The sequence below is a fragment of the Arthrobacter sp. TB 23 genome, from assembly GCF_000294595.1.
GTDB lineage: Bacteria > Actinomycetota > Actinomycetes > Actinomycetales > Micrococcaceae > Arthrobacter_D.
Window position 1 is genome coordinate 1 of sequence record NZ_ALPM01000115.1, and the last position, 23,400, is coordinate 23,400.

The 23,400-nt window shown below is 63.2% G+C and carries 21 protein-coding genes and 1 tRNA gene; 10 read left to right on the forward strand and 12 right to left on the reverse strand.

From position 1 onward, the window contains the following. The coding region (locus B384_RS0115610; protein WP_202802724.1) for a hypothetical protein at positions 1 to 813 on the reverse strand (813 nt) is incomplete at its 3' end. A 228-nt stretch (positions 814 to 1,041) separates the two neighbouring features. Between B384_RS0115610 and B384_RS19840 the strand changes: the two genes are divergently transcribed. Next, positions 1,042 to 3,126 (forward strand): caspase family protein, encoded by a 2,085-nt coding sequence (locus B384_RS19840; RefSeq protein WP_019484035.1) that lies wholly within the window; start codon positions 1,042 to 1,044, stop codon positions 3,124 to 3,126. 1 nt (position 3,127) lies between these two features. Here B384_RS19840 and B384_RS0115620 read toward each other — a convergent pair whose 3' ends face one another. The 4 genes from B384_RS0115620 to B384_RS19260 form a co-directional block, all read right to left on the reverse strand. Next, on the reverse strand, positions 3,128 to 4,606 hold the full coding sequence (locus tag B384_RS0115620) for a flotillin family protein (protein WP_019484036.1): 1,479 nt from the start codon (positions 4,604 to 4,606) through the stop codon (positions 3,128 to 3,130). Positions 4,607 to 4,848: 242 nt separating this feature from the next. After that, positions 4,849 to 5,313, reverse strand: coding sequence for an SRPBCC family protein (locus tag B384_RS0115625; RefSeq protein ID WP_019484037.1), 465 nt, complete (start codon positions 5,311 to 5,313; stop codon positions 4,849 to 4,851). 34 nt (positions 5,314 to 5,347) lie between these two features. After that, positions 5,348 to 7,819: an ATP-dependent DNA ligase gene (locus B384_RS0115630; RefSeq protein ID WP_019484038.1), complete on the reverse strand. Its 2,472-nt coding sequence runs from the start codon at positions 7,817 to 7,819 to the stop codon at positions 5,348 to 5,350. 80 nt (positions 7,820 to 7,899) lie between these two features. Next, positions 7,900 to 8,391 carry an SRPBCC domain-containing protein gene (locus B384_RS19260; protein ID WP_133185503.1) on the reverse strand — a complete coding sequence of 164 codons (492 nt, stop codon included), beginning with the start codon at positions 8,389 to 8,391 and terminating at the stop codon, positions 7,900 to 7,902. Positions 8,392 to 8,436: 45 nt separating this feature from the next. Here B384_RS19260 and ku point away from each other — a divergent pair, with 45 nt between their 5' ends. The 5 genes from ku to B384_RS0115660 all read left to right on the forward strand — a co-directional run bounded on the left by ku (position 8,437) and on the right by B384_RS0115660 (position 11,133). Then, positions 8,437 to 9,306 (forward strand): non-homologous end joining protein Ku, encoded by an 870-nt coding sequence (gene ku / locus B384_RS0115640; RefSeq protein ID WP_019484040.1) that lies wholly within the window; start codon positions 8,437 to 8,439, stop codon positions 9,304 to 9,306. Further along, on the forward strand, positions 9,306 to 9,575 hold the full coding sequence (locus B384_RS0115645) for a hypothetical protein (RefSeq protein WP_019484041.1): 270 nt from the start codon (positions 9,306 to 9,308) through the stop codon (positions 9,573 to 9,575). Before ku ends, B384_RS0115645 begins: the two co-directional genes overlap by 1 nt. Before the next feature lie 194 nt (positions 9,576 to 9,769). Next, positions 9,770 to 9,846, forward strand: a tRNA-Val gene (locus B384_RS0115650). Positions 9,847 to 9,998: 152 nt separating this feature from the next. Next, positions 9,999 to 10,796 (forward strand): SDR family oxidoreductase, encoded by a 798-nt coding sequence (locus B384_RS19265; RefSeq protein ID WP_019484042.1) that lies wholly within the window; start codon positions 9,999 to 10,001, stop codon positions 10,794 to 10,796. A gap of 118 nt (positions 10,797 to 10,914) precedes the next feature. Next, the gene (locus B384_RS0115660; RefSeq protein WP_019484043.1) at positions 10,915 to 11,133 is read left to right on the forward strand and encodes a hypothetical protein; all 219 of its coding nucleotides are present in this window, start codon (positions 10,915 to 10,917) and stop codon (positions 11,131 to 11,133) included. A gap of 33 nt (positions 11,134 to 11,166) precedes the next feature. Here B384_RS0115660 and B384_RS0115665 read toward each other — a convergent pair whose 3' ends face one another. Genes B384_RS0115665 through B384_RS0115675 form a run of 3 tightly spaced genes read right to left on the reverse strand, consistent with a single transcriptional unit; the run spans position 11,167 to position 14,284 of the window. After that, the gene (locus B384_RS0115665; RefSeq protein WP_019484044.1) at positions 11,167 to 11,856 is read right to left on the reverse strand and encodes a glycosyltransferase; all 690 of its coding nucleotides are present in this window, start codon (positions 11,854 to 11,856) and stop codon (positions 11,167 to 11,169) included. Positions 11,857 to 11,867: 11 nt separating this feature from the next. Further along, a complete protein-coding gene (locus B384_RS0115670) occupies positions 11,868 to 13,226 on the reverse strand; it encodes a bifunctional PIG-L family deacetylase/class I SAM-dependent methyltransferase (protein WP_237715338.1) in 1,359 nt (452 codons plus the stop codon). Further along, positions 13,223 to 14,284: an acyl-CoA dehydrogenase gene (locus tag B384_RS0115675; protein ID WP_156809127.1), complete on the reverse strand. Its 1,062-nt coding sequence runs from the start codon at positions 14,282 to 14,284 to the stop codon at positions 13,223 to 13,225. Before B384_RS0115675 ends, B384_RS0115670 begins: the two co-directional genes overlap by 4 nt. A gap of 131 nt (positions 14,285 to 14,415) precedes the next feature. Here B384_RS0115675 and B384_RS0115680 point away from each other — a divergent pair, with 131 nt between their 5' ends. Both B384_RS0115680 and B384_RS0115685 read left to right on the forward strand, forming a co-directional pair. Next, positions 14,416 to 15,915: an FAD-dependent oxidoreductase gene (locus tag B384_RS0115680; protein WP_019484047.1), complete on the forward strand. Its 1,500-nt coding sequence runs from the start codon at positions 14,416 to 14,418 to the stop codon at positions 15,913 to 15,915. 53 nt (positions 15,916 to 15,968) lie between these two features. Next, positions 15,969 to 17,087: a phosphate ABC transporter substrate-binding protein PstS gene (locus B384_RS0115685; RefSeq protein ID WP_019484048.1), complete on the forward strand. Its 1,119-nt coding sequence runs from the start codon at positions 15,969 to 15,971 to the stop codon at positions 17,085 to 17,087. 78 nt (positions 17,088 to 17,165) lie between these two features. Here B384_RS0115685 and B384_RS19270 read toward each other — a convergent pair whose 3' ends face one another. Then, the gene (locus B384_RS19270; protein WP_019484049.1) at positions 17,166 to 17,735 is read right to left on the reverse strand and encodes an SRPBCC family protein; all 570 of its coding nucleotides are present in this window, start codon (positions 17,733 to 17,735) and stop codon (positions 17,166 to 17,168) included. Between the two features lie 173 nt (positions 17,736 to 17,908). On the opposite strand from B384_RS19270, the gene B384_RS0115700 reads away from it, so the two are divergent. Then, positions 17,909 to 18,388, forward strand: a complete 480-nt coding sequence (locus tag B384_RS0115700; protein ID WP_019484051.1) for a Dps family protein — start codon at positions 17,909 to 17,911, stop codon at positions 18,386 to 18,388. A 55-nt stretch (positions 18,389 to 18,443) separates the two neighbouring features. Here the strand turns inward: B384_RS0115700 and B384_RS0115705 are convergent, their stop codons facing one another. Continuing rightward, positions 18,444 to 19,256: an enoyl-CoA hydratase/isomerase family protein gene (locus tag B384_RS0115705; protein WP_019484052.1), complete on the reverse strand. Its 813-nt coding sequence runs from the start codon at positions 19,254 to 19,256 to the stop codon at positions 18,444 to 18,446. Between the two features lie 47 nt (positions 19,257 to 19,303). Continuing rightward, the gene (locus B384_RS0115710; RefSeq protein WP_156809128.1) at positions 19,304 to 20,203 is read right to left on the reverse strand and encodes a CPBP family intramembrane glutamic endopeptidase; all 900 of its coding nucleotides are present in this window, start codon (positions 20,201 to 20,203) and stop codon (positions 19,304 to 19,306) included. A 128-nt stretch (positions 20,204 to 20,331) separates the two neighbouring features. Between B384_RS0115710 and B384_RS0115715 the strand changes: the two genes are divergently transcribed. Beyond that, positions 20,332 to 21,705, forward strand: coding sequence for a GH1 family beta-glucosidase (locus B384_RS0115715; RefSeq protein WP_019484054.1), 1,374 nt, complete (start codon positions 20,332 to 20,334; stop codon positions 21,703 to 21,705). A 220-nt stretch (positions 21,706 to 21,925) separates the two neighbouring features. On the opposite strand, the gene B384_RS19275 is transcribed toward B384_RS0115715, so the two are convergent. Beyond that, positions 21,926 to 23,400: HNH endonuclease signature motif containing protein (locus B384_RS19275; protein WP_237715339.1), on the reverse strand; the 1,475-nt coding region annotated here is incomplete at its 5' end.

Sequence of the window (23,400 nt, forward strand, 5' to 3'; positions counted from 1 at the left end):
GCGCCAGCCGGTGGGGACCGGCGTCCGCATCGGCTGTCGCGCTGGCCCATGCGAGAACAAACCGTCGCCAAAGCTGAAGAGACCACTCAGCAGGATCTGCTCATCCAGCCCGGTCAGGTCGGTTGCCCCGGACCCCAGTGGATCCAACAACTGCTCCACCCGCTCCGCCGAGGAAAACACTGACAGCATGGCCACCAGGTCAGCGATCGCCTCATGCAGCGCAAACTGGTCGAGGGAAGCGAACTGGTCCGACCAGCGGGTTCGGTACCCCGCAAGGATCGCGTGGGTCACCTCATGGGCCACCAGGTCGCGATACAACGCCAACGGCACCGACAGACGCTCCCGGCCATCCCGCCGATGCCCAAACCGGACCACTCCGTCTTCCCGGTCGTAGCCAGAATCGGCGTAGGGCACCGTGTCATACGCGTGAATCCGCAGCCGCCGTCCTCGGGCCCACCCCATCCGGCGGCCGAGGGTTGACTCGAAGGCTGCCAGCGTCGACGCCGCCACGGCGTACGTGTGCTGGGCCAGGAAGCGGCGGTTGGCCAGCAGCTCACCGAGGTCATTCGGTGGATTCTCGTCCATCAGCATCCACGGATCGACGTCCTCGCCCAGGAGTAGCTCCAACGGTTTCCCACGCGGGCCGCGAACGACGATGTCGAATCGCGCGCTGCGCGGCCCCCCACCAATGCGCTCAACGGGCACGCGGAGCGTCGTGGTCATCGGACCTTCGGCGCCCAACGTGAACGGACCCTCGGCCAGAATGGTCAAGGGGCGCAGCTCCCCGGTATGGCTTCCGGGCCCCAGCATCACGCCNGCCCGCCATTGGCACCTCTCCCTACTGCGACCCGGGATCAGTCTTCCACCGGACCGCTACCAAAAATATCTACCCCTGCGCCCCGGCCGTCAAGCACCAAAATCCCAGTAACACCCCAATAACACCGTGCAGCAGATACTGGCTGCCAACCGCCGGCGCCGTCGCGTGGACACTGCTACCTGACGAACGCCGCTCCAGTCGATGCCACTCAACGAGGAGTAGCCATGAATACCACTGCAGCGACCGCCGCTACCCAACGGGGGTCCGGGCTCAGCGCCGCCCAGATCACGGCCCTGAAACCGCATGTAGTGAACCTCAGCCGAGGCAAGTTCTCGACCGGTGGTGAAATAAGTACCACTGCAGCCGACGTGGATGCCATTTTCCAGAATCATCTCCCCAAGTTCGCACCAGACGGCGACGCACCGATCATGGTCTACGCCCACGGCGGTCTGGTGAGCGAGGCAGCTGGCCTCCGTTCCGCACATCAGCAAAGCGAATGGTGGAAATCGAATGGCGTGTACCCGATCTTCTTCGTCTGGGAGACAGGCTTCCTCGATGCACTGTTCGGCTCTCTGCCCGGAACCAGGGGCGTCCTGGGAGATGTGAGGGACCGCGCAATCGAGCTGATGGCACGGGCCGCTAACGGTGAGCGGATCTGGGGCGAAATGAAGCGGTTTGCCGAAGACGCCTCGGCAACGGGTGGCGGCGCGCTCTACGTGGCAAAAGCACTCGGCAATTATGTGGCAGCACACCCGAAGACCAGCGTCCACGCCGTCGGCCACAGCGCCGGCTCCATCTTCCACTCCTACTTTGTGCCAGCCGCCCTGAAGGCCGGGGTCCCCGAGTTCGCGACGGTCAGCCTACTGGCACCCGCCGTCCGCACCGATACGTTCAAGGCGAAGTTGGCACCCGAGGCCGGTAAAGGCATCAAATCCCTGGCGATGTACACCATGACGCAGCAGGCCGAGCTTACTGACACCTGCCCCGGTGGCTACGGGAAATCGTTGTTGTATCTGGTCCGTGCGTCCTTCGAAAAGGAAGAGTTCACGCCCATTTTGGGTTTGCAGGAGTGCGTCAACGCGGACCCCGAACTGCTCAAGTTCTTCGATGACGACGGCGGTAAGGCGAAGGCAGAGGTGATCTGGTCAATTTCCGAGACCGGACCTGAAACACGCCGGAGCACTGCGACCACCCACGGGGGATTCGACGACAACACTACGACCATGGAGAGCGTCGCCCGCAGGATTACGGGCAGGAAACCGAAACCCTTCGGCGCCCGAATGATCAGTGAGCCGTGGGCTGTGGCCCCCACCGTCCGCGAGGAACCCCCCGTAAGTACCCGACGCGCCCTATGTATCGGAATCAACGCCTACCCGCCGGGCAAAGAACTGTATGGCTGCGTCGCTGACGCGGAGGCGTGGGGCAAACAGCTGGAGTCGGTCGGATTCGAGGTGACAACCCTGCTCGATGGGGCGGCCACCAGGGTCAACATTCTTCAGGGCATTTTCGACCTGGTCGCGCATAGCACCGCCGGGGATGTGCTCGTCATGCAGTACGCGGGCCATGGGACGTACATTGATGACCTCGATGGTGATGAAGCGGAGGATGGCAACGGGGAAAAGCTGTTCGACGAGGCGCTTTGCCCGGTGGACTTTCAGGGCGGAAACCTGATCATCGATGACGATCTTGGGGAACTCTTCGACCTACTCCCGGAAGGGGTAAGCCTCACCGCCTTCTTCGACTCCTGTCATTCAGGTGACGGTACCCGGCTCTTACCGTCGCTGGGCACTGCAGTCACTGACGGGGCCGAGCAGGCAGCCAATCATGGCCGACGGGCACGGTTCCTGGTCCCTGACACGACCACCATTGAAAACTTCCGGTTACGTCGCGGCGCAGCTGCGAACCCGGGCAAGCGAGCCACCGCCCGCGAACTGCTGTTTAGCGCCTGTCAGCCTGACGAAGTGGCCTACGAGACCGGCGGGCACGGCGACTTCACCGCCGCAGCAAGCCTGCTGCTGGCCCCAAGCGCCGAGAAGATCACCAACGCCGATTTTCTGGCCAAAGTGCTCGAATCGTTTGCTCATCAGCCGCGGCAGAACCCCTACTTCTACGGTGTCGCTGCTGCTTCCGCCAGGACGTTCCTGGCACCGCTGACCCGGCCCGTGGATGCCGGCCAGGGCCTCCGTCCAGCGTCCGGTCAATCCAGTGAAACCAGTGAAACCAGTGCAGTCGCCCCGGAGGTTGCCGCCGCACGCGCACGAGCAGCGGCAACCTTCCTGCGGGCGACTGCCGATTTCATCGACGGGTGAATTAGACCGACGGCGCGTGGGTGTTTTCAGTTGGCGATGCCGGTTCCGTGGCAGCACCGTCCGTGGCGCCCCAGTTCTTCAGCATCTCAACGGCGTCCAGCCCGGTGGTGTCCTTGAGTAGCTGGAAGGTCTGCTGCAACCCGCCGGACACGTTCTTGCTCAACTGGGTGGCACCGTCGTTGGAGATGACGGTCATGTTGTCGATTCCCGACATTGGGGCGGCGATTTCCCGAGCGATCTGCGGGAGGATTTCCATCACCTTGTTGAGAATTGCTGCTTCGTTGAACTGCTCGTACGCCTTGGCCTGGGCTTCGATTCCCTCGGCCTCCGCGATTCCCTTCTGCCGGACAACGTCTGCCTCGGCCTGGCCGCGAAGCGCGATGATCTCCGCTTCCGCTGCACCGTTGGCCCGGGTCACTGACGCCGCTGCGTTACCGCGTGCGGTGTTGGCGGCGGCCTCAGCTTCAGCGGTGACCTTGTCACCCTCAGCGCTGAGGCGGCGCTTGGTCAGCGCCACTTCCGCCTCAACCTGATCGGCTTCAGACTGGCGCTTGCGCTGCTCGAGCTTACCGGCCGCTTCCTGCTCCACCCGGTACTTTTCTGCGTCGGCAGGCTTGCGGATCTCAATATCCAGTTCACGTTCACGCAGCTCGGACTGCCGTGAAGCAACCTGCTGTTCCTTGACCAGGATCGACTGGCGCTGCTCAGCTGCAGCCAAGGGACCCGCCGCGTCGGCCTGGGCCTGCCGTGCGTCCGCGACCTCCTTGAGCTCGGCCCGGCGGATGGCGAGCCGCTGTTCGGCAAGCGCAACCTGCTCGTCCGCGATCGCAGCGGCCTCGGCAGCTTCCTGCGCCGCATTCGCTTCGGCAATCTTCGCCTGCTTCTCAGCGAGTGCCGCCTCGGGCCGGCCCAGGTTCTTCAGGTAGCTGGAATCGTCGTCGACCGACTGGATCTGGAAGGTATCAATCTCCAGACCCTGGTTATGCATTGAGTGCTCGGCCTCTTCCTTGACACTCTTGGCGAAAGAAGCACGGTCCTTGATGATCGAGTCCACGCTCAGCGTGCCCACGATGGAGCGCAACGAACCGGACAGGGTCTCTTGGGTGTAATGGTCGATCTGATCCTGCTGGTTCAAGAATCGTTGAGCGGCGCGGCGCACCGCCTCTTCGTCGCCCCCCACTTTGATCTGGGCGACACCGGTCAGCCGAAGCTTGATGCCGTTCTTGGAGATACCCTCAATCTGAAGGGTCACCTGGCGTGAGGCGAGCGAGATGGAGAACGCCTTCTGGCTGAACGGGTTGATGAATGTGCGACCGAACACCACACGCTGGCTTTCCTGGCTGCCTTTGCCGGTGATGATCAGTGCTTCGGACGGGCTCGCAATCCGCAGTGCAAGACGCGCGACGATGGCGGCAATAACTGCCAATACCACCAACACGGCAAGCACAATGCCGACAACAATAAACTGACTGAGGTCCACTACAGCCCCTTCTATGGGATTTACAAAGGATGAGTGGCCGGAAGTTCCAGTGCCTCGCCGGTATCGGCCGGGTCAATACTGGAGTGCCCGTGCGGTCCCCCACCGCCCGTTATGTGTCGGACGCCACCCTATGGACGGTACACGACCCACTCCCGGGAAGCTGGGCGTTCCAAAGCTCGACGACAACGCGGACGGCCACCATCGTTGGGCTGGCGGCGGTCCGGCGTCGAACGTCAGGTGGGTTAAACCTCGGACACCGCGGCGGCCAGGTTGTTCAGCGAAGCCTCCAGATCGTGGGCGGAAACCGCCGGGAAGGATACCTTCTTGAGCACAGTCGAATCGGTGACGCTGCTCCAGTCGTAGGTGAGAGTCACTTCGGTGGAGTCTGGGCCCTGGGGCGTCAACTCCCACACCCACTGCCAACCGGCAGGCTCGGCCCCAGCCTCAGCCGTTTTCCAGGCAAGGAGCTTGTTGTGGTCGTAACCCACCACATGGTTGTCGGTCTTGTAGTCCCCACCCAGCTTGTCCCAGTACTGGTTCATGGTGAACATCTGTCCCACAGCCGTAATCCTGTCCGACTTCTCGTCGGACTGCACCATGCCTGAGCCGTCAATCTGCGCGTGGCGCGCGGGGTTGGACAGGACGTTGAAGATCGCGTCAGCTGAAGCGTCGATGACGCGGGACGAGGTGATTTTCTTGTCACTCATTGTTGTACTCCTTGATGTTGTTGGTCAGTCATATTCACAGTTCGACGACGACGTCGGACGGCAGTTTGTCGGGCCGCCAACCCCGCCAGACGGGGTGGCGGAGTTTCCCCGCTCCGGTTCGTTCGCTGAATTGCACCTCCCCGACCAGGGCTGGGCGGACCCAGTGCGCGTCTGAGGCATCAGCGGCTGGCACATCCGCAAGTGGTGCAGTCTTCCGGGACATCTTGCGGAGTCGTGAACCAATTTCAGCAAGATCACGTTCGGTCAGGCCTGACCCCACCCGGCCCACATACTTCAGGTCGACGCCGTCGGGCACGGCCACCAGGAGGGAACCCACCTTGTGCGCACGGCTGCCTTTGCCCGGCCGCCACCCGACCACCACCACTTCCTGGGTGAGCTGGTCTTTGATCTTGACCCAGCCCCGGGACCTGCGACCGGCCGTATACGTACCGGAGGTGCGCTTGGCGACCACCCCCTCCAAACCGAGCTCCCTGCTGGCGGCCACGGCCTCCTCGATGGTGGCATCCAGGGCTGGGGGCACCTGAATATGGCCATCCGCGGGGCTGTCCACCGCCTGCTCAAGGATTTCCCGGCGCTGGGCATACTGCAGTTGAAGCAGCGAGTTGCCGTCGAGATAAAGCAGATCGAAAATCATGAAATGCACTGGCGCTTTACGGCGTGCGGCGTCGATCTCGGAGCTTTTGGTGAGATTGAAGCGGTTCTGCAGTAACCCGAAGTCGGGACGGCCCGACTTGTTCAGTGCCACTATTTCCCCGTCGAGCACGACATTGTTGCCGTTGACGTAGTCGCCCAGATCCGCCAGTTCGGGGTACAGCGCCGTCATGTCATTGGCGTTGCGGCTGGTGAGACGCACCCCGTCGGGTGTCACTGTGGCGATTGCCCTGACCCCGTCCCACTTCATTTCGAAAGCCCAGTCCTCATCGGCTGTCACGTCACCAGCCGAGCCGGGCGAGGCGAGCATCGGCATCAGCTCCGGCGGGGTCTCGGCGGCGCCCGACGCCGGGGCTTCGGCCGAGGCGTCAGCGGCGCCCTGGTCTTTCATCAGGTGCATCAACCAGTTCCTTTTGCCCGACTCGTCGCCGCCGGTGTGGATGAGGGCATACCGCCGGACAGGGCTGCCGCTGCGTGCCAGACCACCGTCGTCGCGCCCCTGAACCGTACAGATCACTTCCTTCCCATCGCACCATTTCTCGGCGTGGTAGGTCCCGGAATCCCAGATGTACATCTCCCCGGCGCCGTATTCCCCCTTGGGGATGGTGCCCTCGAAGGCGGCGTACTCCAGGGGGTGGTCCTCGGTCTGGACGGCGAGGTGGTTCTTGTTGGGGGTGTCCGGCGGCCCCTTGGGTACAGCCCAGGAGACGAGGACGCCGTCGCGTTCCAGCCGAAAGTCGTAGTGCAACCGGCGGGCGTGGTGCTCCTGGATGACAAAACGGTTGCCGCCGGCGTCACTGACGCTGTCGGGGATCGGCTCAGGGGTCTTTGCGCTGTCCCGCATGGAGCGGTAGGTGTGCAGGCGGTCACGAACGCGAGGCTCGGATGTCGTTGTGTCCCCGGGCCCGCCCCGGTCGCCGTCAGGCCCTCCGGAGGTCTCATCCAGCCCGGCGAGGAGATCACCGAGTTCCTGAACTCGGTCCATCATTTGCCGGTAGTCGAGTTGCGCCAGCTCAGGGTCCTCCAACTCCGCCCAGGAGCGGGGCGCGGCAACAGTGGGTCGCAGCCTGCCACGCAGGGAGTAGGGCGCCACGGTGGTCTTGTTCCTGCTGTTTTGGCTCCAGTCCACCAGCACCTTCCCCCCGCGCAGGGACTTCTTCATATCGCTGACCACCAGGTCGGGGTGGTCAGCCTCGAGCGCCCTGGCCAGCTCATGGGCAACGGTGGATACCTCGTCGGAGGACTGGGAACCATCCAGTGCCGCATACAGGTGGATGCCCTTGGAGCCGCTGGTGACGGGGTAGGGTTCCAGGCCCATGTCCTGCAGGATCACGCGGGCATGGCGGGCAACCTCGGCGCAGTCGCCGAGGCTCACCCCGTCGCCAGGGTCAAGGTCGAGGACCAGCCGGTCCGGATTGTTGATCTCCCCGTCCGGGCCGAACCTCCACTGCGGAACATGGATTTCCAGGGCCGAAATCTGTCCAAACCAGGTCAGGGTGGCCAGGTCATTGACCATCGGATACACGTTGACGTGGTCTTTATGGGCGATGGAGTGTCGTTGCACCCACGCAGGCGCCGACTGGTCGAGGTTCTTCTGGAAAAAGACCTGTCCGGGCTGCTCCGTGGTTCCCACCCCGTTGACCCAGCGCTTGCGGGTCACCGCCCGGTCCCTGGCGTGCGGAATCAGGTAGCCGGCAATCGCAGCATGGTAGGCGAGAACGTCCGCCTTGGTGGTCCCGGAGGCGGGATAGATCACCTTGTTGAGGTTCGTCAGCCGGAGGCGTTGACCGTCCACAGTGACAGTCTGCTGCTGCTGACCGGTGCTGGAACCCATGACACCAGTCTTGTCTGGAAGCGCCGCAAACGCCACACGTGCCCGGAAAGCAGGGCACGGGATCCTGTCCCGGGGTGCTGCTAGTCGCTGAGCTTCTCCTGGTATTGAGCGACGAGGCGCTCCCAGTCAGCGGGGTTCTGGCCCAGCGGACGCTCGTTCAGGAGATCGTCGAGGCCAATCAGCGTGAAGTGCCAGCCCGCCGCCGAACTACCCGCGGCGTCTGGGTCCTGCAGGGTGTTGGTGAGGGTCAGCAGGGCGCCGGAGTCGCCGTCGTTCGCCAACTCCCAGCGCAGCACCTCCCGATCCCAGGTGTAGGCGAGAAGGTTCGGCTTCTCGGCTTCGAGGACCGTGCCTTTGGTGGGCCGTTCCCCAGGGAAGGTGAAGGTCACTTCGGCGCCCTTACGCGGGAGCAGGTCAAGTTCACAGGGGAACCAGTACTTGAGTTTGCGGGGGTCTGTCAGGTGCTTCCAGAGTACTGACGCGGCAAAGTTGTACCGCATCTCGAACCGGAGGGCGGGCTTGCCGTCGACTGTGGTCTTGGTGACCGTGGGCTCAGCTTTTTCAGGATTCACCAAGCCATCGTATCCGCGGAACCCAAACACTGGTTCACTTGGTACATGAGAGCCATCTGGAAGGGCGCCGTCGCTTTTGGGCTGGTCAATGTGCCGGTCAAGGTCTACAGCGCCACCGAAGACCACGACATCAGCCTCCACCAGGTCCACGACAAGGACGGCGGCCGGATCCGCTACCAGCGCCGCTGCGAGATCTGCGGGGAGGTGGTCGAATACAAAAACATCGACAAGGCGTACGACGACGGTGAGCGCACCGTGGTGCTCACCGACGAGGACTTCGCGACCCTTCCCGTCGAGAAGAGCCGGGAAATCGGCGTCGTCGAGTTTGTGCCCAGCGACCAGATAGACCCGATCATGCTGGACCGGTCCTATTTTCTGGAGCCGGATTCCAGTTCCACCAAGGCCTATGTGCTGCTGCGCCGCACCCTTGAGGAGACCGACCGCACGGCTATCGTGCAGTTCACGCTGCGGCAGAAGAGCCGGCTCGGTGCGCTGCGGGTGCGTGGGGACGTTCTGATGCTGCAGTCGCTGCTCTGGGATGACGAGGTACGCGAGGCCAAGTTCCCCGCCCTTGACGAGCGGGTACGGATCTCGGCCAAGGAGAAGGAAATGTCGGCCGCGCTGGTGGATTCCTTCTCGACCGATTTCGATCCTGAGAACTTCACCGATGAGTATCAGGAACAGCTGCGCACTCTGATCGAGGCGAAACTTGAGAAGGGGGAAGCCCTCGACACTGAGGAAACTTTCGGGGAATCCGACGACGACGAGGGCGGTGGCAAAGTCCTCGATCTCATGGAGGCACTCCGGCGGAGCGTCGAGAAGAACCGTGAGAAAAAGGGCACGCCGTCCGATCAGAAAAAACCGGCATCCAAAGGGTCCTCAGCACCAGCCAAAACAAAATCGAAAGGCGCCTGATGGCCACCTCGTCCTCACTTCTGCCCAGCTTCTTCACCAATTCGCGTGGCGAGCAGACCATCGTGCAGGCACCCAACGCGCCGGTCCTCGGGTGGACGGTCTTCGGCCTCGCTTCCCTCCTGGCGCAGCAGGACGGAAACAAGCGGCTATTGCTGACTCTCAGCCGGGTGTGCCTCGGACTGTGGGCAGTGCTTGAGCTGACCCGCGGTGAGAGCGGATTCCGCCGCACCCTGGGCGGCTTGACCCTCGGCTGGCTGGCACGGCGTTAGCCGGCAGTCTCACCCTGGGGTAACCCACGCAGCAGACGATGGGGGCTCGCCGAGGGATCTTGTAGCGAACTGAATGTTCGGCCGGGCGGCAGGGAATAGGGACCACGGTCACCATGGTTCAAGCGGCCGAATTTTTTCCAGCCCGGGTATGGCCTAAACTGGCAACTGTCCGACCGCGTCTGGGTTGGGCGCGCGCCTGTGTAGCTCAGTCTGGTAGAGCATCCGCTTCACACGCGGAAGGCCCGGGGATCAAGGCCCCGCGCAGGCACCACCACCGGCTCTCCGCCAACGCGGGGGGCCGGTTTTGTGTCAACAGGCCGGATTTGTGTCAACAGCCCAGTTTTGGGTCTGCAGCCCGGATTTTATGCCCTAGGAAGGTCAGCACACTTGCTTTCCAGGGTCCTTCCTCGGAAGGATAGGGTGATGGCCTACACACCCAGCACTGCAATAGTCACCGGATCCGACTCGGGCATTGGCCGGGCCACGGCCCTGGCCCTCGCTGAGGCAGGTTGTGATGTCGGTATCACCTGGCACTCCGATGAGGACGGCGCCAACGAGACCGCGCGGTTAGTCCGTGAGTTTGGCCGTAAAGCGGTGGTGACCCGGTTGGACACCACTGATGCGCCAGCCTGCGGCGATGTGGTGGACCAGATGATCAGTGACCTCGGTGGACTTGACGTGTTCGTGAACAACGCTGGTGTCAACGGCGGGACCCCCTTCATGGATACCAGCTATGACGACTGGCGCGGCACCCTGGCAGCCAACCTGGATGGCGCATTTGTCTGCATCCAGCGTGCGGCGGCACAAATGATTTCCGCCGGGAACGGCGGCAGGATCATTGCCGTCACCAGCGTTCACCAGGAACAGCCGCGCGTGGGCTCCGCAGCCTACGATGCGTCAAAACACGGTCTCGGCGGGTTAATCAAGACGATCGCCCTGGAGCTGGGCGATCAGGGCATTACCGCGAACGCGGTCCTGCCTGGCGAAATTGCTACGGCAATGAACGATGCCGAGGACAAGGATCCCCACGACATTGACCGCCCGGGTATCCCCGTGGGCCGCCCCGGTGCATCGGAGGAAGTCGCGGCAGTGATCGCGTTCCTGGCATCACCGGCGTCGAGTTACGTCAACGGCGCCTCCTGGGTCGTCGACGGCGGCATGCTCCAGATGGGCCCGCAGGCCGGTTCCCACCTGACCAGCGGTAAGTGGCGCGCAGTCTGACGTTCCATGCCCGGGTGCCAGGAGCCACCCCGAACACTCAGGTGGCATTCACTTGCCGTTCAGACAGGCGCAGTACGTTGAAGGCATTAGCTTTCCGTATTGAAAGGACCCACCGACCATGGAAACTTCGTCTCCGTCCCGCGAGGGCATCTCGGACTGGTCCACCCTCCGCCGTGGGCAGCGGGTCGCGTTCAATCACGACAGCGATGGGCCCGTAGCGGGGGTTGTCGAGATGCGCACCGACGACGCCTCGGTGTTGTGGATTCAACTCAACGAAGGTGCCGGCCGCCGCCTCATCCATTGCGAAGACGGATACCGGCTCAAACGGGCTGACTGATCCCGAACCTCCTGTTCGCTCCGCTTTCCCTAATTACAGGGGAAGGTCCCGCAAATAGCCGGCGAACCCGCCGGATGTCCGGCCCGTTGTCCTGGCGGATGTCGTGGCCCTGATGGAGTCCACCGCAGCCCACCTCACCCCCAGCGATTTCAGCCGAGCGATCAGATCTGCATCCTCATGGATGTCCAGGGCAGCGAAACCACCGACCGCCAGGTAGCTGTCCGCCCGGAATCCCAGGTTCGCGCCGTGAACGTAGTCGTGGCCGTCGTCGAGCGGGTGAGCGGCATGCCAGGCGCGCTCCAGCGCGGCATCCAGGCCTACCGGGTTGGGAACCACCGTCCCCAGGATCAGTTCCACCCCCGAGGCGGCCAGCCGGCACTGCTCGACGAGCCACTGCCCGGGCACCTCAGTGTCGGCGTCGGTGTTCGCCACCCAGATCTGGCTGGCTGGCTGGCCGAGCTGAGCCACCGCGTGGGCGACCCCGGCCCTACGTGCCAATCCCACCGAGGCGAAGTCAACTGCCAGAGGCTGGGCAACTGGATACTCGGCCACCACCCGTGCCGAAGCGTCGGTACATCCGTCCAGGACCACGGTGACGGACAGGGCGACTGACGGGTACGCGTCGGCGAGCGCCCTGCCCGCCTCATCGAGAGCGGCCAGGCACCGCGGCAGGCTCTCCTCCTCGTTCCGGGCCGGGACGACGACCGCCACCGCCGCCGGCACGGACGACGCCTTCACAAGACACCGGTCGCTCTGGCCACCGACACCGCCGGTGGCCGCACCAGAAGGTCGATGCGGAAATCCTCTTCGCGGTGTTCTGCAAAAACAGCTAGTGACGAGGCTGAACGAAATAGTTCGTGGACGGTGTCCCCATCCAGTTCCCAGCCATCTATTGGGTGCCGCCAGTGGCACAGGAGAATGACCCCGTCGGCTGCCAGCGATGCGACCGCACGTGCCACGACATCCAGCAATTGTGTCCGGCTGAGGAAGTAGCCCACCTCGGAGATCACGATCAGGTCGAATTGCCCCGAGGGCCAATCCCGTGGCACGGACGCAACCCGGGCAGTCGCCTCGGGGTAATCGCTCAACCGTTCCTGCGTAGCCGCCACCGCCGTTGGACTGATATCCAGGGCAAGGAGGGAATCCGTGCGCGCGGCGAGCTCGGCGGAGAGTACACCGATTGAACAACCCAGTTCGAGTGAAGCCGCAAACCGTTCCCTCGGTAACAGCGCCAAAGCCACTGAACGTTTTCGTCGTTCATAGAAGCGGTCCTTGAGCCCCCACGGATCGTCGGTGTCGGCGTGCAGCCGTTCGAACACACCCGATGATGGGGTGGGGATGAAGGTCTCAAAACCGCGGGCGAAGTGGTCCAGGAACCCCGGGGCGAGCAGTGCTTCGTCTCCCGGCTCGTCGGACAGGGGCGCCGTCTGGCTCGCATGCATGAGCAGGGCCGACTGTTTGAGGGTTTGCTCATCGCCGGCAAGATCAAGGATTTCGAGCTGGTTCCATGGCACCTCGGAGGAATCCGGCGTCGCCCAGTGCCACAGCCACACCGGGTACTCAAGCAGCGGAAGGTTCAGTTCCGTTGCCAGCTGTGCTGCAGCCGTGCCGCCAGCTTCGTGATCCCCGTGCCCGTCTCCCCGCCACGGGGCCACCAGCAAGGTGCGTTCGCCCGGACGCCCCCCGGTGGCAACAATGCGGCGGAGCTGTTCGGTGAGCTCCTCGGCATCCAACCCGCCGTCGGGAAGGTTGAGGAAGTGCGTCCGTGCTGACGGTGCCAACAATTCGACGGCCTGCTCGAGTTCAATCCGCCGCAACTCGGCCAGCTGGACAGCAGTGTGGGTCGGGGAGTTCGGGTGGGACGCTTCGCCGTTGGTGGCGACCACAATATCCGTGGCAACTCCGGCGCGGGCCAGGCGTCGCACCAGCCCGGCTGCCCCAAGCGTCTCGTCGTCGGGGTGGGCCGCAACCACTATCACCCGTTCCGGCATTCGCCCATCGAAGAGGGCCTCAATACTGAGCCGGGCGTCGCTGCGCCAGTCCTGGCTCCAGCGGTGCTCGGGCGTTCCGGCGTCCTCGTGCGAAAAGGTCACCACGGTGCAACTCCGGTGTTCTGGAGCTGGCGGCCCAGGGCTGCTGCGTCCCGTTCGGCGTGGTGCTGGCGGAGATATACCTGCAGATCGGCCACCCTCCGGGCGTGGTCTTCCTCCAGGGCCAGGGGTGCCGGACCGAGCCCGTGGCCTACCATCCGAAGGATTGCTTCGGCAGCGTCGGCAACAACGCCCCTCGCCCGCGCAGCCAGCAGCGCCCCGGCGGCACCGTGGGCCCGACCCGCGTCAATGTCGGTTGCAGCCGCCGCGAGCGCCCCCCGTGCGGCGTACAGGTGACGGTCCACCTCTCCGAGATACATCAGCGCTACCTGATCGGGGGTTCGTTCCCCCACTGAGCGCAGTAACCGCCGTGCAATGCCGACCGCTCCCCCATACCAACAGGCAGCCACCCCGAGCCCTCCCCAGGCAAACCCGTCGCGCTGCAAATACCAGTTGTCGGCACCTACGGGGCGGGCTGATGCCGCATCGAAGTCAATGGGGCCGCTGTCCACCGCTGCCAGCCCACGGCTAACCCAGGTACCGCGGATAGCCTGAACCGTCGGTTGGCGCAGGTCTACGCTGAAGGCGCGCCGTTCGCCATCCGGGACATGGGCCGTCACGATCGCGTAGTCCAGATTGCCCGCCAATGAGCACCAGGGTTTCCGCCCGGTCAGCTGCCAGTCGCCGTCGTTGTTGAAAGAGTGGTGCGCTTCCAGGCGGTGCCCGGGCGCCTCAGCGGCGAAGACCCCCCAGGTTCCCGCTGCGACTGACAGTTCGGCTTGCCGCAGGATGGCTACCGCGTCGAGGTGAGGTTCAATGGTGCGCGCCACCGACAGGTCGGCTGCTGCGATGGTGGCCAAGGTCTCCCACAGGGTCAGTGTGGATCCTCCGCCCGGCAATGGGGTCCGCGCACCAAGCTCGGCGGCAAGGGCGAGCGCCCGCGACACCGAGCCAGCCGCCGCGACAGCGCTCTCGTAAAGGGTGTCCTGGGTGTTTGACCCGCTATCCAAAAGTACTGACCGCTTCGGCGTCGTCACATCATCCTCTTCATCTTGCGGCATGATAATCAGCATACTTACTCAATCCGGTGCCTGCCGTAGTCGAAGACACCGCGGGACATCTACGGGTCCTTGACTGGAACGGATTTTGGGAGTGGGCTTAGGTCCCACAACCCGACGGCAGAAGGCATCCGATGACATCCCTTTGGCAGGCAACCCGTCCGCAGTTCCCGGCCGACCCGTTCATGCCCGGCGCCACCTACGACTCAGTGGTGGTGGGTGCCGGGCTTACCGGAATCATTACCGCGCTGCTGCTGGCACGCTCAGGCCAACGGGTGGCAGTACTGGAGGCAAGGCGCGCAGGGGATGTCACCACCGGAAACACCACGGGCAAAATATCACTCCTTCAGGGGACCCAACTCTCCTCTATTATCCGGCACCATGACGCCGAGACAGCCCGCCACTACGTCACCGGCAACCTTGAAGGGCAATCCTGGTTGTTGCGGTTCTTCCGCGAGCACGGCATTCCGTTCGACACTCGGGACGCGGTCACCTACTCCGTCACCGACACTGGTGCTGCTGCGCTGAAAGCCGAACATGAGGCGTGCCTCGCGGCGGGGCTGACCCCGGTGCTGCAGGACGCCTCCTCCCTGCCGTTCGCCGTTACTGGTAGCCTCCGCCTCCCGGGGCAAGCACAGTTTCATCCCCTGCAGGGTTTGGCTGGACTAGCCGCTGACTTCAGGTCTCATGGCGGCCACCTGATTGAAGGAGCCCGGGTGGAGGGGATTGGCACCGGAAAATTGAAGGGAGACAAAATTGAAGTCAAAACCCCTCGCGGAACGGTGTGGGCTGAGCACTTGATCCTGGCAACAGGCACCCCTATTCTCGATCGCGGCGGACACTTCTCAGTCCTCACCCCTCAGCGGTCCTATGCCGTTGCTTTTGCCGTTGAGGGTCAGACCCTTGAGGGTATGGATGAGATGTTCCTGTCCATCGACGGACCGACACGTTCCCTGCGCACCGCCGTCGTCGATGGCAGGACGTACCTGATCGCTGGGGGCAATGGCCACCGCGTCGGCCGCGAAACCCATACGCAAGCCCTGGTCGATGATCTGGTGCGTTGGACCCAGCAACACTTTCCGTCGGTGAAGCCGGTTCATCACTGGTCGGCCCAGGACTACGAACCCGCATCAGCCGTACCCTATGTGGGCAAGCTCCCACTGAGTCGACACAACATTTACGCAGCTACCGGCTACAACAAATGGGGCATGACCAACGCCGTCGCGGCGGCCTTGGCCTTATCGGCCGAAATTCTCGGCGGGCAGATGCCCTGGGCCAACAAACTGTATGCCACCCGCGTCGCCCGGCAGGACGCGCTCAGTACGGTCAAGACAAACGCCGGTGCCGGACTGGAACTCCTGAACGGTTGGCTTGGTGGCCTGGCGCGGACCAGCACCGTCAGCCCACCGGAGGGTCAAGGTGTGGTGGTCCGCAACGGTGCTCGCCCCGAGGGGGTCTGCGTGGTCGACGGCGTCACCCACCGGGTTTCGGCAGTCTGCCCTCATCTGGGCGGTGTTCTGGGTTGGAACGACGCCGAGAAGTCCTGGGATTGCCCCCTGCACGGGTCACGATTCACGGCAGAGGGAACCTTGCTGGAAGGCCCCGCCACCCGCGACCTCACTAAGGGCACCTGACGCTGGAACCTGCCCAATTCGTTCACCCACTGTTCACCTGTATCGTAAATTAGGTGCTGCCTCACCCCACGCGTCGCCTTGCCCTCCTCGCCACCGCCGTCCTCGGCCTCTCACTCACCGCCTGCGGATCCGACTATCCCCTGGGCCCCGAGCAGGAAGCCGCAGCCCAGCGTGCCAACTCAGACCTTCGAGGCACCATCACCGGCGCCGGATCCTCGGCGCAGGGTCCAGCAATGGACGGCTGGATATCAGGTTTCGGCACCCTTCACTCCCAGGCGCAATTGCAGTATTCCCCCGACGGCTCCGGTGCGGGGCGGGGGGCGCTACTTGCCGGAGCAGTGCAGTTCGCCGGCTCGGATGCTTACCTCAATGACGAGGAAATCGCCGAATCCGCTGAGGCCTGCGGCCCAGACGGCGCGTTCAATATTCCGGCCTACGTATCGCCGATCAGTGTCACGTTCAACCTTCCTGGGCTCATCGAGCTAAACCTGGATGCACCAACCATCGCCAGCATTTTCCTGGGCGACATCGACAACTGGAATGATCCAGCCATTGCCGGACAGAATACCGACGTCGATCTACCGGACCTCCGGATTACCCCGGTCAGCCGGTCGGACGATTCGGGAACCACAGAGAACTTCACCGACTACCTCCACGAGACCGTTCCGGACCAATGGACCTTCGAAGCGGATGGCACGTGGCCCAGTGAGCTCGGGAACGAGAACTCCAAGGGCAACGCCGGTGTTGTAAGCACCGTCGCCGGCACCGAGGGGGCAATCACCTACGCTGACGATTCAGCTGTTGGCCCACCGCTGGGAAGGGCGAACCTGCTGGTGGGAAACGAATACGTGCCGGTCAGCACCGAAGCGGCAGCCGCCGCCGTCGACATCGCCACTCCGGTCGAAGGCCGGCCCAGCTACGACATTGCGCTGACCCTCGACCGGACCACCACCAAAGCGGACGTCTACCCGCTGATTCTGGTGTCCTATCACGTCTTCTGCACTTCGTACCCGGACGAGACAACGGTCGGACTCATCAAGGAGTTCGGCACCTACGTGGTTAGCCCCGAGGGTCAGGAGGCTGCCGCAGAATCGGCGAAAAGCTCACCCATTTCCGCCCAGCTCTCCGAACGCGCAACTGAGGCGATTGCCGGGATTACGGTCCGCGACTAGGTCAATCCCGTTAGACGGCTTCGGCCGGATCTCCACTTATGCGGAGTTCCGGCCGAAGCTTTCTAACGTGAGTCCCGGCTAGCTCGGCGCGACGGTTGCGCGCGGGCCACCCGACTCGGGATCGTCCAGTGACGGATCACTGAGATCCGCTGCTCCGGCTGCGGCCGTCGAGGTCCCCGACGTGGTCCCTGACGGTGGCGCGTCAATGTCACCGCGCCAGGCCCCTGTCTCGGAGTTGTTGCTTTCGATGAACTCCTTGAAACGCTGGAGATCGGATTTCACCTGCCGATTGTCGGCGTTGACTACCGAGCCAATCTTTTCGGTGAAGGTCTCTGGATGCCAGTCCAACTGGACAGCAACACGGGAGGTGGTGTCGTCAATCCGGTGGAAAGTCACCACTCCTGCGTGGGACTTTCCGTCGACGCTCTTCCAGGCAATTCGCTCATCGGGGTGCTGCTCGGTGATTTCGGTGTCGAACTCTCGTTCCACACCGCCAATCTTGGTGACCCAGTGACTACGAGTGTCAGATGTCTGGGTGATCGATTCCACCCCGCCCATGAACTGGGGGAAGGTTTCGAACTGCGTCCACTGGTTGTAGGCAGTACTCACGGGTACTGCTACGTCGATGGATTCCTGGACTGTCGTCATATGGGTTCCTCCTGTAAGTTCCACAATCAGTGAACTACTAAGTAAACTGATTGTATTCCTTGCCGCTGGATTTCAACAACATCCGCGGTCTAGGCTGAAGATTGATCCAAACCTCGCACCCGGCGCTTTCCCAGCACCGGGGGAGGGCAGGTTCTACCCACAGGAGGAAAAACATGAAGGCTTCCAAAACACTGACTGACAACATGCAGGCCGTGCTGGTTGAGCTCATCGAGCTGCACCTACAGGGCAAGCAGGCGCACTGGAACGTCGTCGGCAAGAACTTCCGCGACATGCACCTGCAGCTGGACGAGATCATCGACGACGCCCGCCTGTTTGCCGATCAGATGGCCGAGCGTATGCGCGCCCTGCACGCCGTTCCTGATGGCCGGAGCGGTTCGGTAGCGAAGGGCACCACCCTCAATCAGTTCCCGGCTGGTCTGGTCTCCACCAAAGACACGGTCACCATGGTTGTTGCCATGCTCGAAGGCACGGTAAAGACCATGCGCGACGTGCATGACCAGATCGACGAGGAAGACCCCACCACCGCCGACATTCTGCACGCCTTCATTGAGAAGCTTGAGCAATACGCCTGGATGGTTGACGCAGAGAACATGGAACCGACCGCAACGGTTACCCAGCCTGCAAAGGCCTAGTTCAGTAAAGTCTTCGTCCAGCAAAGCCCTGGTACAGCAAACCTGCCTTCCCCGATTAGTTACCGGGGAAGGCAGGTTTTTCTTTGGCAAGGAACGCCCGGGTTCCTTCGCGCATGTCTGACGTGGTGAACGCCTGCTTGAATGAATCAGCCTCGATCGCCAGTCCGTCGGAGGTGGGCCGGCCTTCAACGCGGGCCATTGTTTCCTTGACCGCTGCGATTGCGGTGGGAGAGTGCCCGGCGATTTCGGCGATAGTTTTCCCAGCCGCGGCCAGCAACGCTTCCCGATCACCAAAAACCGCGTTGACCAAACCAAGGCGTTGAGCCTGTTCGGCCCTGATGCGCCGCCCAGTGAACAACAGTTCCCTGGCCTGGGACGGTCCCACCCGCTGCTGCAATCTCACTGAACCGCCAAATCCGGGAACCAGGCCCAGGCTCACTTCGGGTTGCCCAAACGAAGCTGATTCTGTGGCATAGATGAAGTCGCAGGCCAGCGCCAGCTCGCATCCCCCGCCCAGGGCGAATCCGTTGACCGCTGCAATTACGGGCACCGGGAGCGACTCGAGCCGGAGCGTGAGTGCCTGCATCCTGGTGCTGTAGTCCCACGCCTGGCCGGGTGTCATGGCCGTCATTTCACGGATGTCGGCCCCAGCGGCAAATGCCTTCTCCCCCGCGCCGGTGATCACGACCCCGCGGACCTGCCAGCCGTCGTCGTTCCCGAATTCCCCTTCGAGAACGTTCAGCAGATGGTCCAGATCATCGACGACCTGGGTGGAGAGGGCGTTCAGCGCCTCGGGCCGATTGAGGGTGATCGTTACCAGCGACTGAGCGTAGCTAGCCTGGATAGTTGAATATTCCTTAAACTGCATATTGGTTTCCTGTCGACGGTGGCGGCGTGGGTTGTAGCCGAAAATTCCTAGGGGAGCAGTTCCGGCGGAAGCGCCAGAAGCAGGCCGATGGCTGTTCCGTTGAAAACGACGTGGGTTACGATTGCTGGCCCCAGACGGCCGGTCCAGACGGTTAGGAATCCGCAGATCACCCCAACCGTAAACGTGCCGACGAGGAGATAGATCGACGATCTCAGGTCCCCTACCGCGCCGGTGTGCAAGAGGCCGAAGGCGAGGGAACTGGCCAGGATCGCCACAACCGTTGCAGTCGTCAACGACCGCTGCGGAGTCGCGGTCGAGACCCGGCCCTTCGCTGAGCCTTTCAGCCACCATGCGTTCTGCACAGCTCGCAGGACCAGTCCGCGGTTGAAGAGTTCCTCAAGGAAAGGCGCAATGAGGGCTCCGCCGAGGACGGCGTTCACAAAGATCCAACCGCTGTCGCCAGTGAGAAAGATTTCCGCGTTGCCTTGCAGTACCTCGCCCTCGCCCAGCGGCCAGAGCAGAGTCATGATCACCTGAACTAGTGCCAGGATAATGCGGGCCGCGATGCCGACTCCGAGTCCTATGGCCAGGTCAATCCATTTGAATCTCAGACCGAAGTCCCTGGCAAGCGAACCAAATCCCCACACCCTTGAGGCCAGAACACTGCTCCCCAGCAGGGCAAGCCAGGTGAAGCAAAGTGAAGCAAAGACTAGTTCAGGTCCGAAACTGAGCACCGAAGAGAGCGCTAGCGTGCCGCCCAGGGGAAGGGCCAACACCAGAAGCAGTCCCACTGCGGCCTGCCAGAGTCCCCACCCGGGCTTCAGTGGGCCCGTCGGACCAAGCTGTGCGGGGTTCGCAAACCGGGCTGACATCCGTGCCGTGTCTGGGACATTCGAGGGGATCATTGCCTGTGCGCCGGGGTGGTCGGGGGTGGGGTTGATGCGCATATCCAGCACACTACCTCCCTGCCTCTCTGCAGCCAGCCAGCAAGTTCACAGCGTCAAGGCATTGACGCAACGGGGTCGGTGGGATTTAGGTGAAGGGATCAGGCTGAAAGCCCATAAAGGAGCGCACCGTGACCAGCTTTGGATTGCCGCCCGGGTTTGTGTTTGGGACGGCGACGGCCGCAGCCCAGATTGAGGGTGGCGTCCACGAGGGTGGCCGCGGGGAGAGTATTTGGGACGCGTACGCCAGAACTCACAAGAACATCCTGGATGCGTCGAGTGCGGCCATTGCCTGCGACCATTACCACCGGTATGCGGAGGATTTTGACCTGCTCAGGGAGCTGGGCGGGCAGGCGTATCGGATGTCGATCGCGTGGCCACGTATTCAACCCCTCGGACGCGGACCGGCCAACCCCGAGGGTATCGCCTTCTACCACCGGCTCCTCGATGCCCTCCTGGACCGTGGTATTCAGCCGTGGGTGACCATTTATCACTGGGACCTGCCCCAGGCGCTGCAGGACGCTGGCGGGTGGCAGAACCGCGACACCGTTGATGCGTTCGCCGACTACACCCGGATTCTTCGGGATGAGTTCGGCGACAAGGTAGCGGCCTGGATGACCGTCAACGAGCCGGTGGTCCACACCGGCGTCGGGCACGCAATTGGCCGTGCCGCGCCGGGACTGATGATGCTGGGCAGTGCCTTCGTCGTGGCGCATCATCTTCTCCTGGCTCACGGTAACGCCGTGCGTACCCTTCGGGAGACCCTTTCCTCGCCGGTGGGTATCGTGAACAATCATTCGCCGGTGCAGCCAGCCACCGGCTCAGACCGGGACGCGCGTCTTGCGGTACTTTACGACCAGTATCACAACGGCCAGTTCGCTGGGCCGGTCCTGACCGGCAGGTATCCACCGGAACTCGAGGAGGTGGACGGAATCTCCTTTGAGGTGATCCACGACGGTGACATGGAGATCATCTCCACCCCCCTGGACTTCTACGGCGTCAACTATTATTTTCCGACCCGGGTGGGTGCGGCTCCCCCGTTTTATCCGGTGCCGTTCGCTCCCAAAGAATTTGTGGGAGTGCCGGTCACCGACTTCGGCTGGCCGGTGATGCCCGCCAGCCTGCTCAGAATTCTTAAGCAACTGAAAGCCGCCTATCCCCGGCTGCCCCCGGTGTACATCACCGAAAATGGTTGCGCTTACGACGACGGCCCGCAGGGTGGGCTTCAAGGATCAGGGGGCGCGCTGCAGGACACCCGCCGGATCGACTTTCTGGAGCAGCATCTCGCCGCCGTCGGAGAGGCGATTGCGGCTGGAATTGATGTGCGGGGTTACTTCCACTGGACCTTGCTGGATAACTGGGAGTGGCAGGAGGGGTACACCAAGAAGTTTGGTCTGGTGCGGCTGGAGCCAGCGACGCTGGAACGGGTACCACGGGCGTCCTTCCACAGATATGCCGAAATTATCCGTTCAGCGGGTAGTCCCACCGACACCTACCCATCCTGACCGGTCTGAGCCCCTCCACGTCCGCCTTGCCGCCTTACCGCCGATTGATTAGTCTGGCGGCCTGGCGAGCTTGGAGCGTGGCGGGCCTGGAGCGTCGCGGGTCGCCCGATCTCACAGTTGAGCGGTGGGGTCTGGACCCGCGTGCGGGCAGCGCGTGTGGGGCAAAAAGGTCGTCGCCACTGTACCTTTACCGACAGGCGTCGCTAGCCGCAACAGATCACTAAAAGGGCGGGGGTATGTCGGGTGGTGGTGCTGGTGGTGGGTCGGCTGTGGTGAGGTAGGTTTCGCCGGCAGGCGAGATCGCGATGATCGTCCCGGGCTCGGGTTGTTGGTAGTGCCAGTAGCCGTCGGTTTTGAACATGTGGTGACGTTTACACAGGGCCGCCAGATTCCCGTAGCTGGTCGTCCCTCCTTGGGACCAGGGTGTGGTGTGGTCGAGTTCGCAGAACACCGCCAACCGGTTACACCCCGGATGCCGACACGTCCCATCCCTGACCCGGACCGCATCCTTCAGGTCCTGCGGGACCCGGTACGTGGTCGCATCAGCGCCTAACCTGGCCCCGGTGAAGGGGTGGGTGAGGATCCTGGTGAACGATGGTGCGTGCCCGGCGAGCTTCCGTGCCGTCTCGGGATCAATCGGACCGTAGCCTTCCAACTCACCCGGGGTATCCCCACCGAGGAGAGTCATCACCGGGACGGTGACAAACACCTTCGCCTGCACACCCCAATACGTGCTGGCCTCCCGCGGCTGACTGGGGCTGCTGGACCCGGTCGATTTGCTGTCGCTCTTGCCATCGTTGCCGCCGTTGTCCTCGGCGCCCGTTTCATGATCGCCGGTGGGTCCGGCGCTGGTGAGGACGTCCACTAGAACATCGGCGCGTAGCTGGGTGAGAGTCCTGGCCTCGTCCGGTCCCTGCAAGGCCCGGGCTGCGGTGTCGACCCGGTGGAAAATCCCGGCCGCCTGGTCGGTGGGTAGGTAGGCTTCGAGCCACGCCATCCCGTCGTAGGCAGGACTTAGCTGCACTAACCGGCCCAAGACTGCCTTTTGACGGCGGGTGCTGATCGACTCGGGGTGCAGCCTCTCCCGAAGCCTCACTGCCTGGTAATAGAACTTCGAAACCGTCATCTTCCCGGCCATCGTAATAAGCCGGTCCTCAAACGCCGCCGACGCCGCAACGAAGGTATGAGGGATGCTGATGACTTCCTCCACCACAGCCCACGCGTGGCGACGGGAAAACCGGCCAGCTTCCAAAGCATGAAGGGTGGAAGGGTAATGCCGGACCAGCAGGGTGCTGTGTTCGATCAAGGACCCCGCGGTACGTTCCGGCAAATGCAACGCGGCACCGACCTCCGCCGCGGCGAGGGGCTTATCAAATCCAAAGGCCCCACGGCCGCCGTGGATCTGCTCGGCCTGGAGGTCCAGCGCCCGGGTAGCTAACTTGGCTTCCTGCGCATCAAGCCAGGACCTCAGCTCAGCGACGTCCTTCAACGCGTCCACCGTCTGAGCAGAGTCCAGACCCGCCACCGCAGCCAACCCGAGATGGCCGGTCAAGGCCGGCGATTCCGCACTGGAACGCACCCGCCCACCCGAACCAAATACCGGACCAGGCTTATCAGGCCCGTCGGGCCGGTCGGCCTGAGGTGCCTCCCAGAACGCGTCAACGCTAAGCGGACCACCCGGACCATACCCACCCG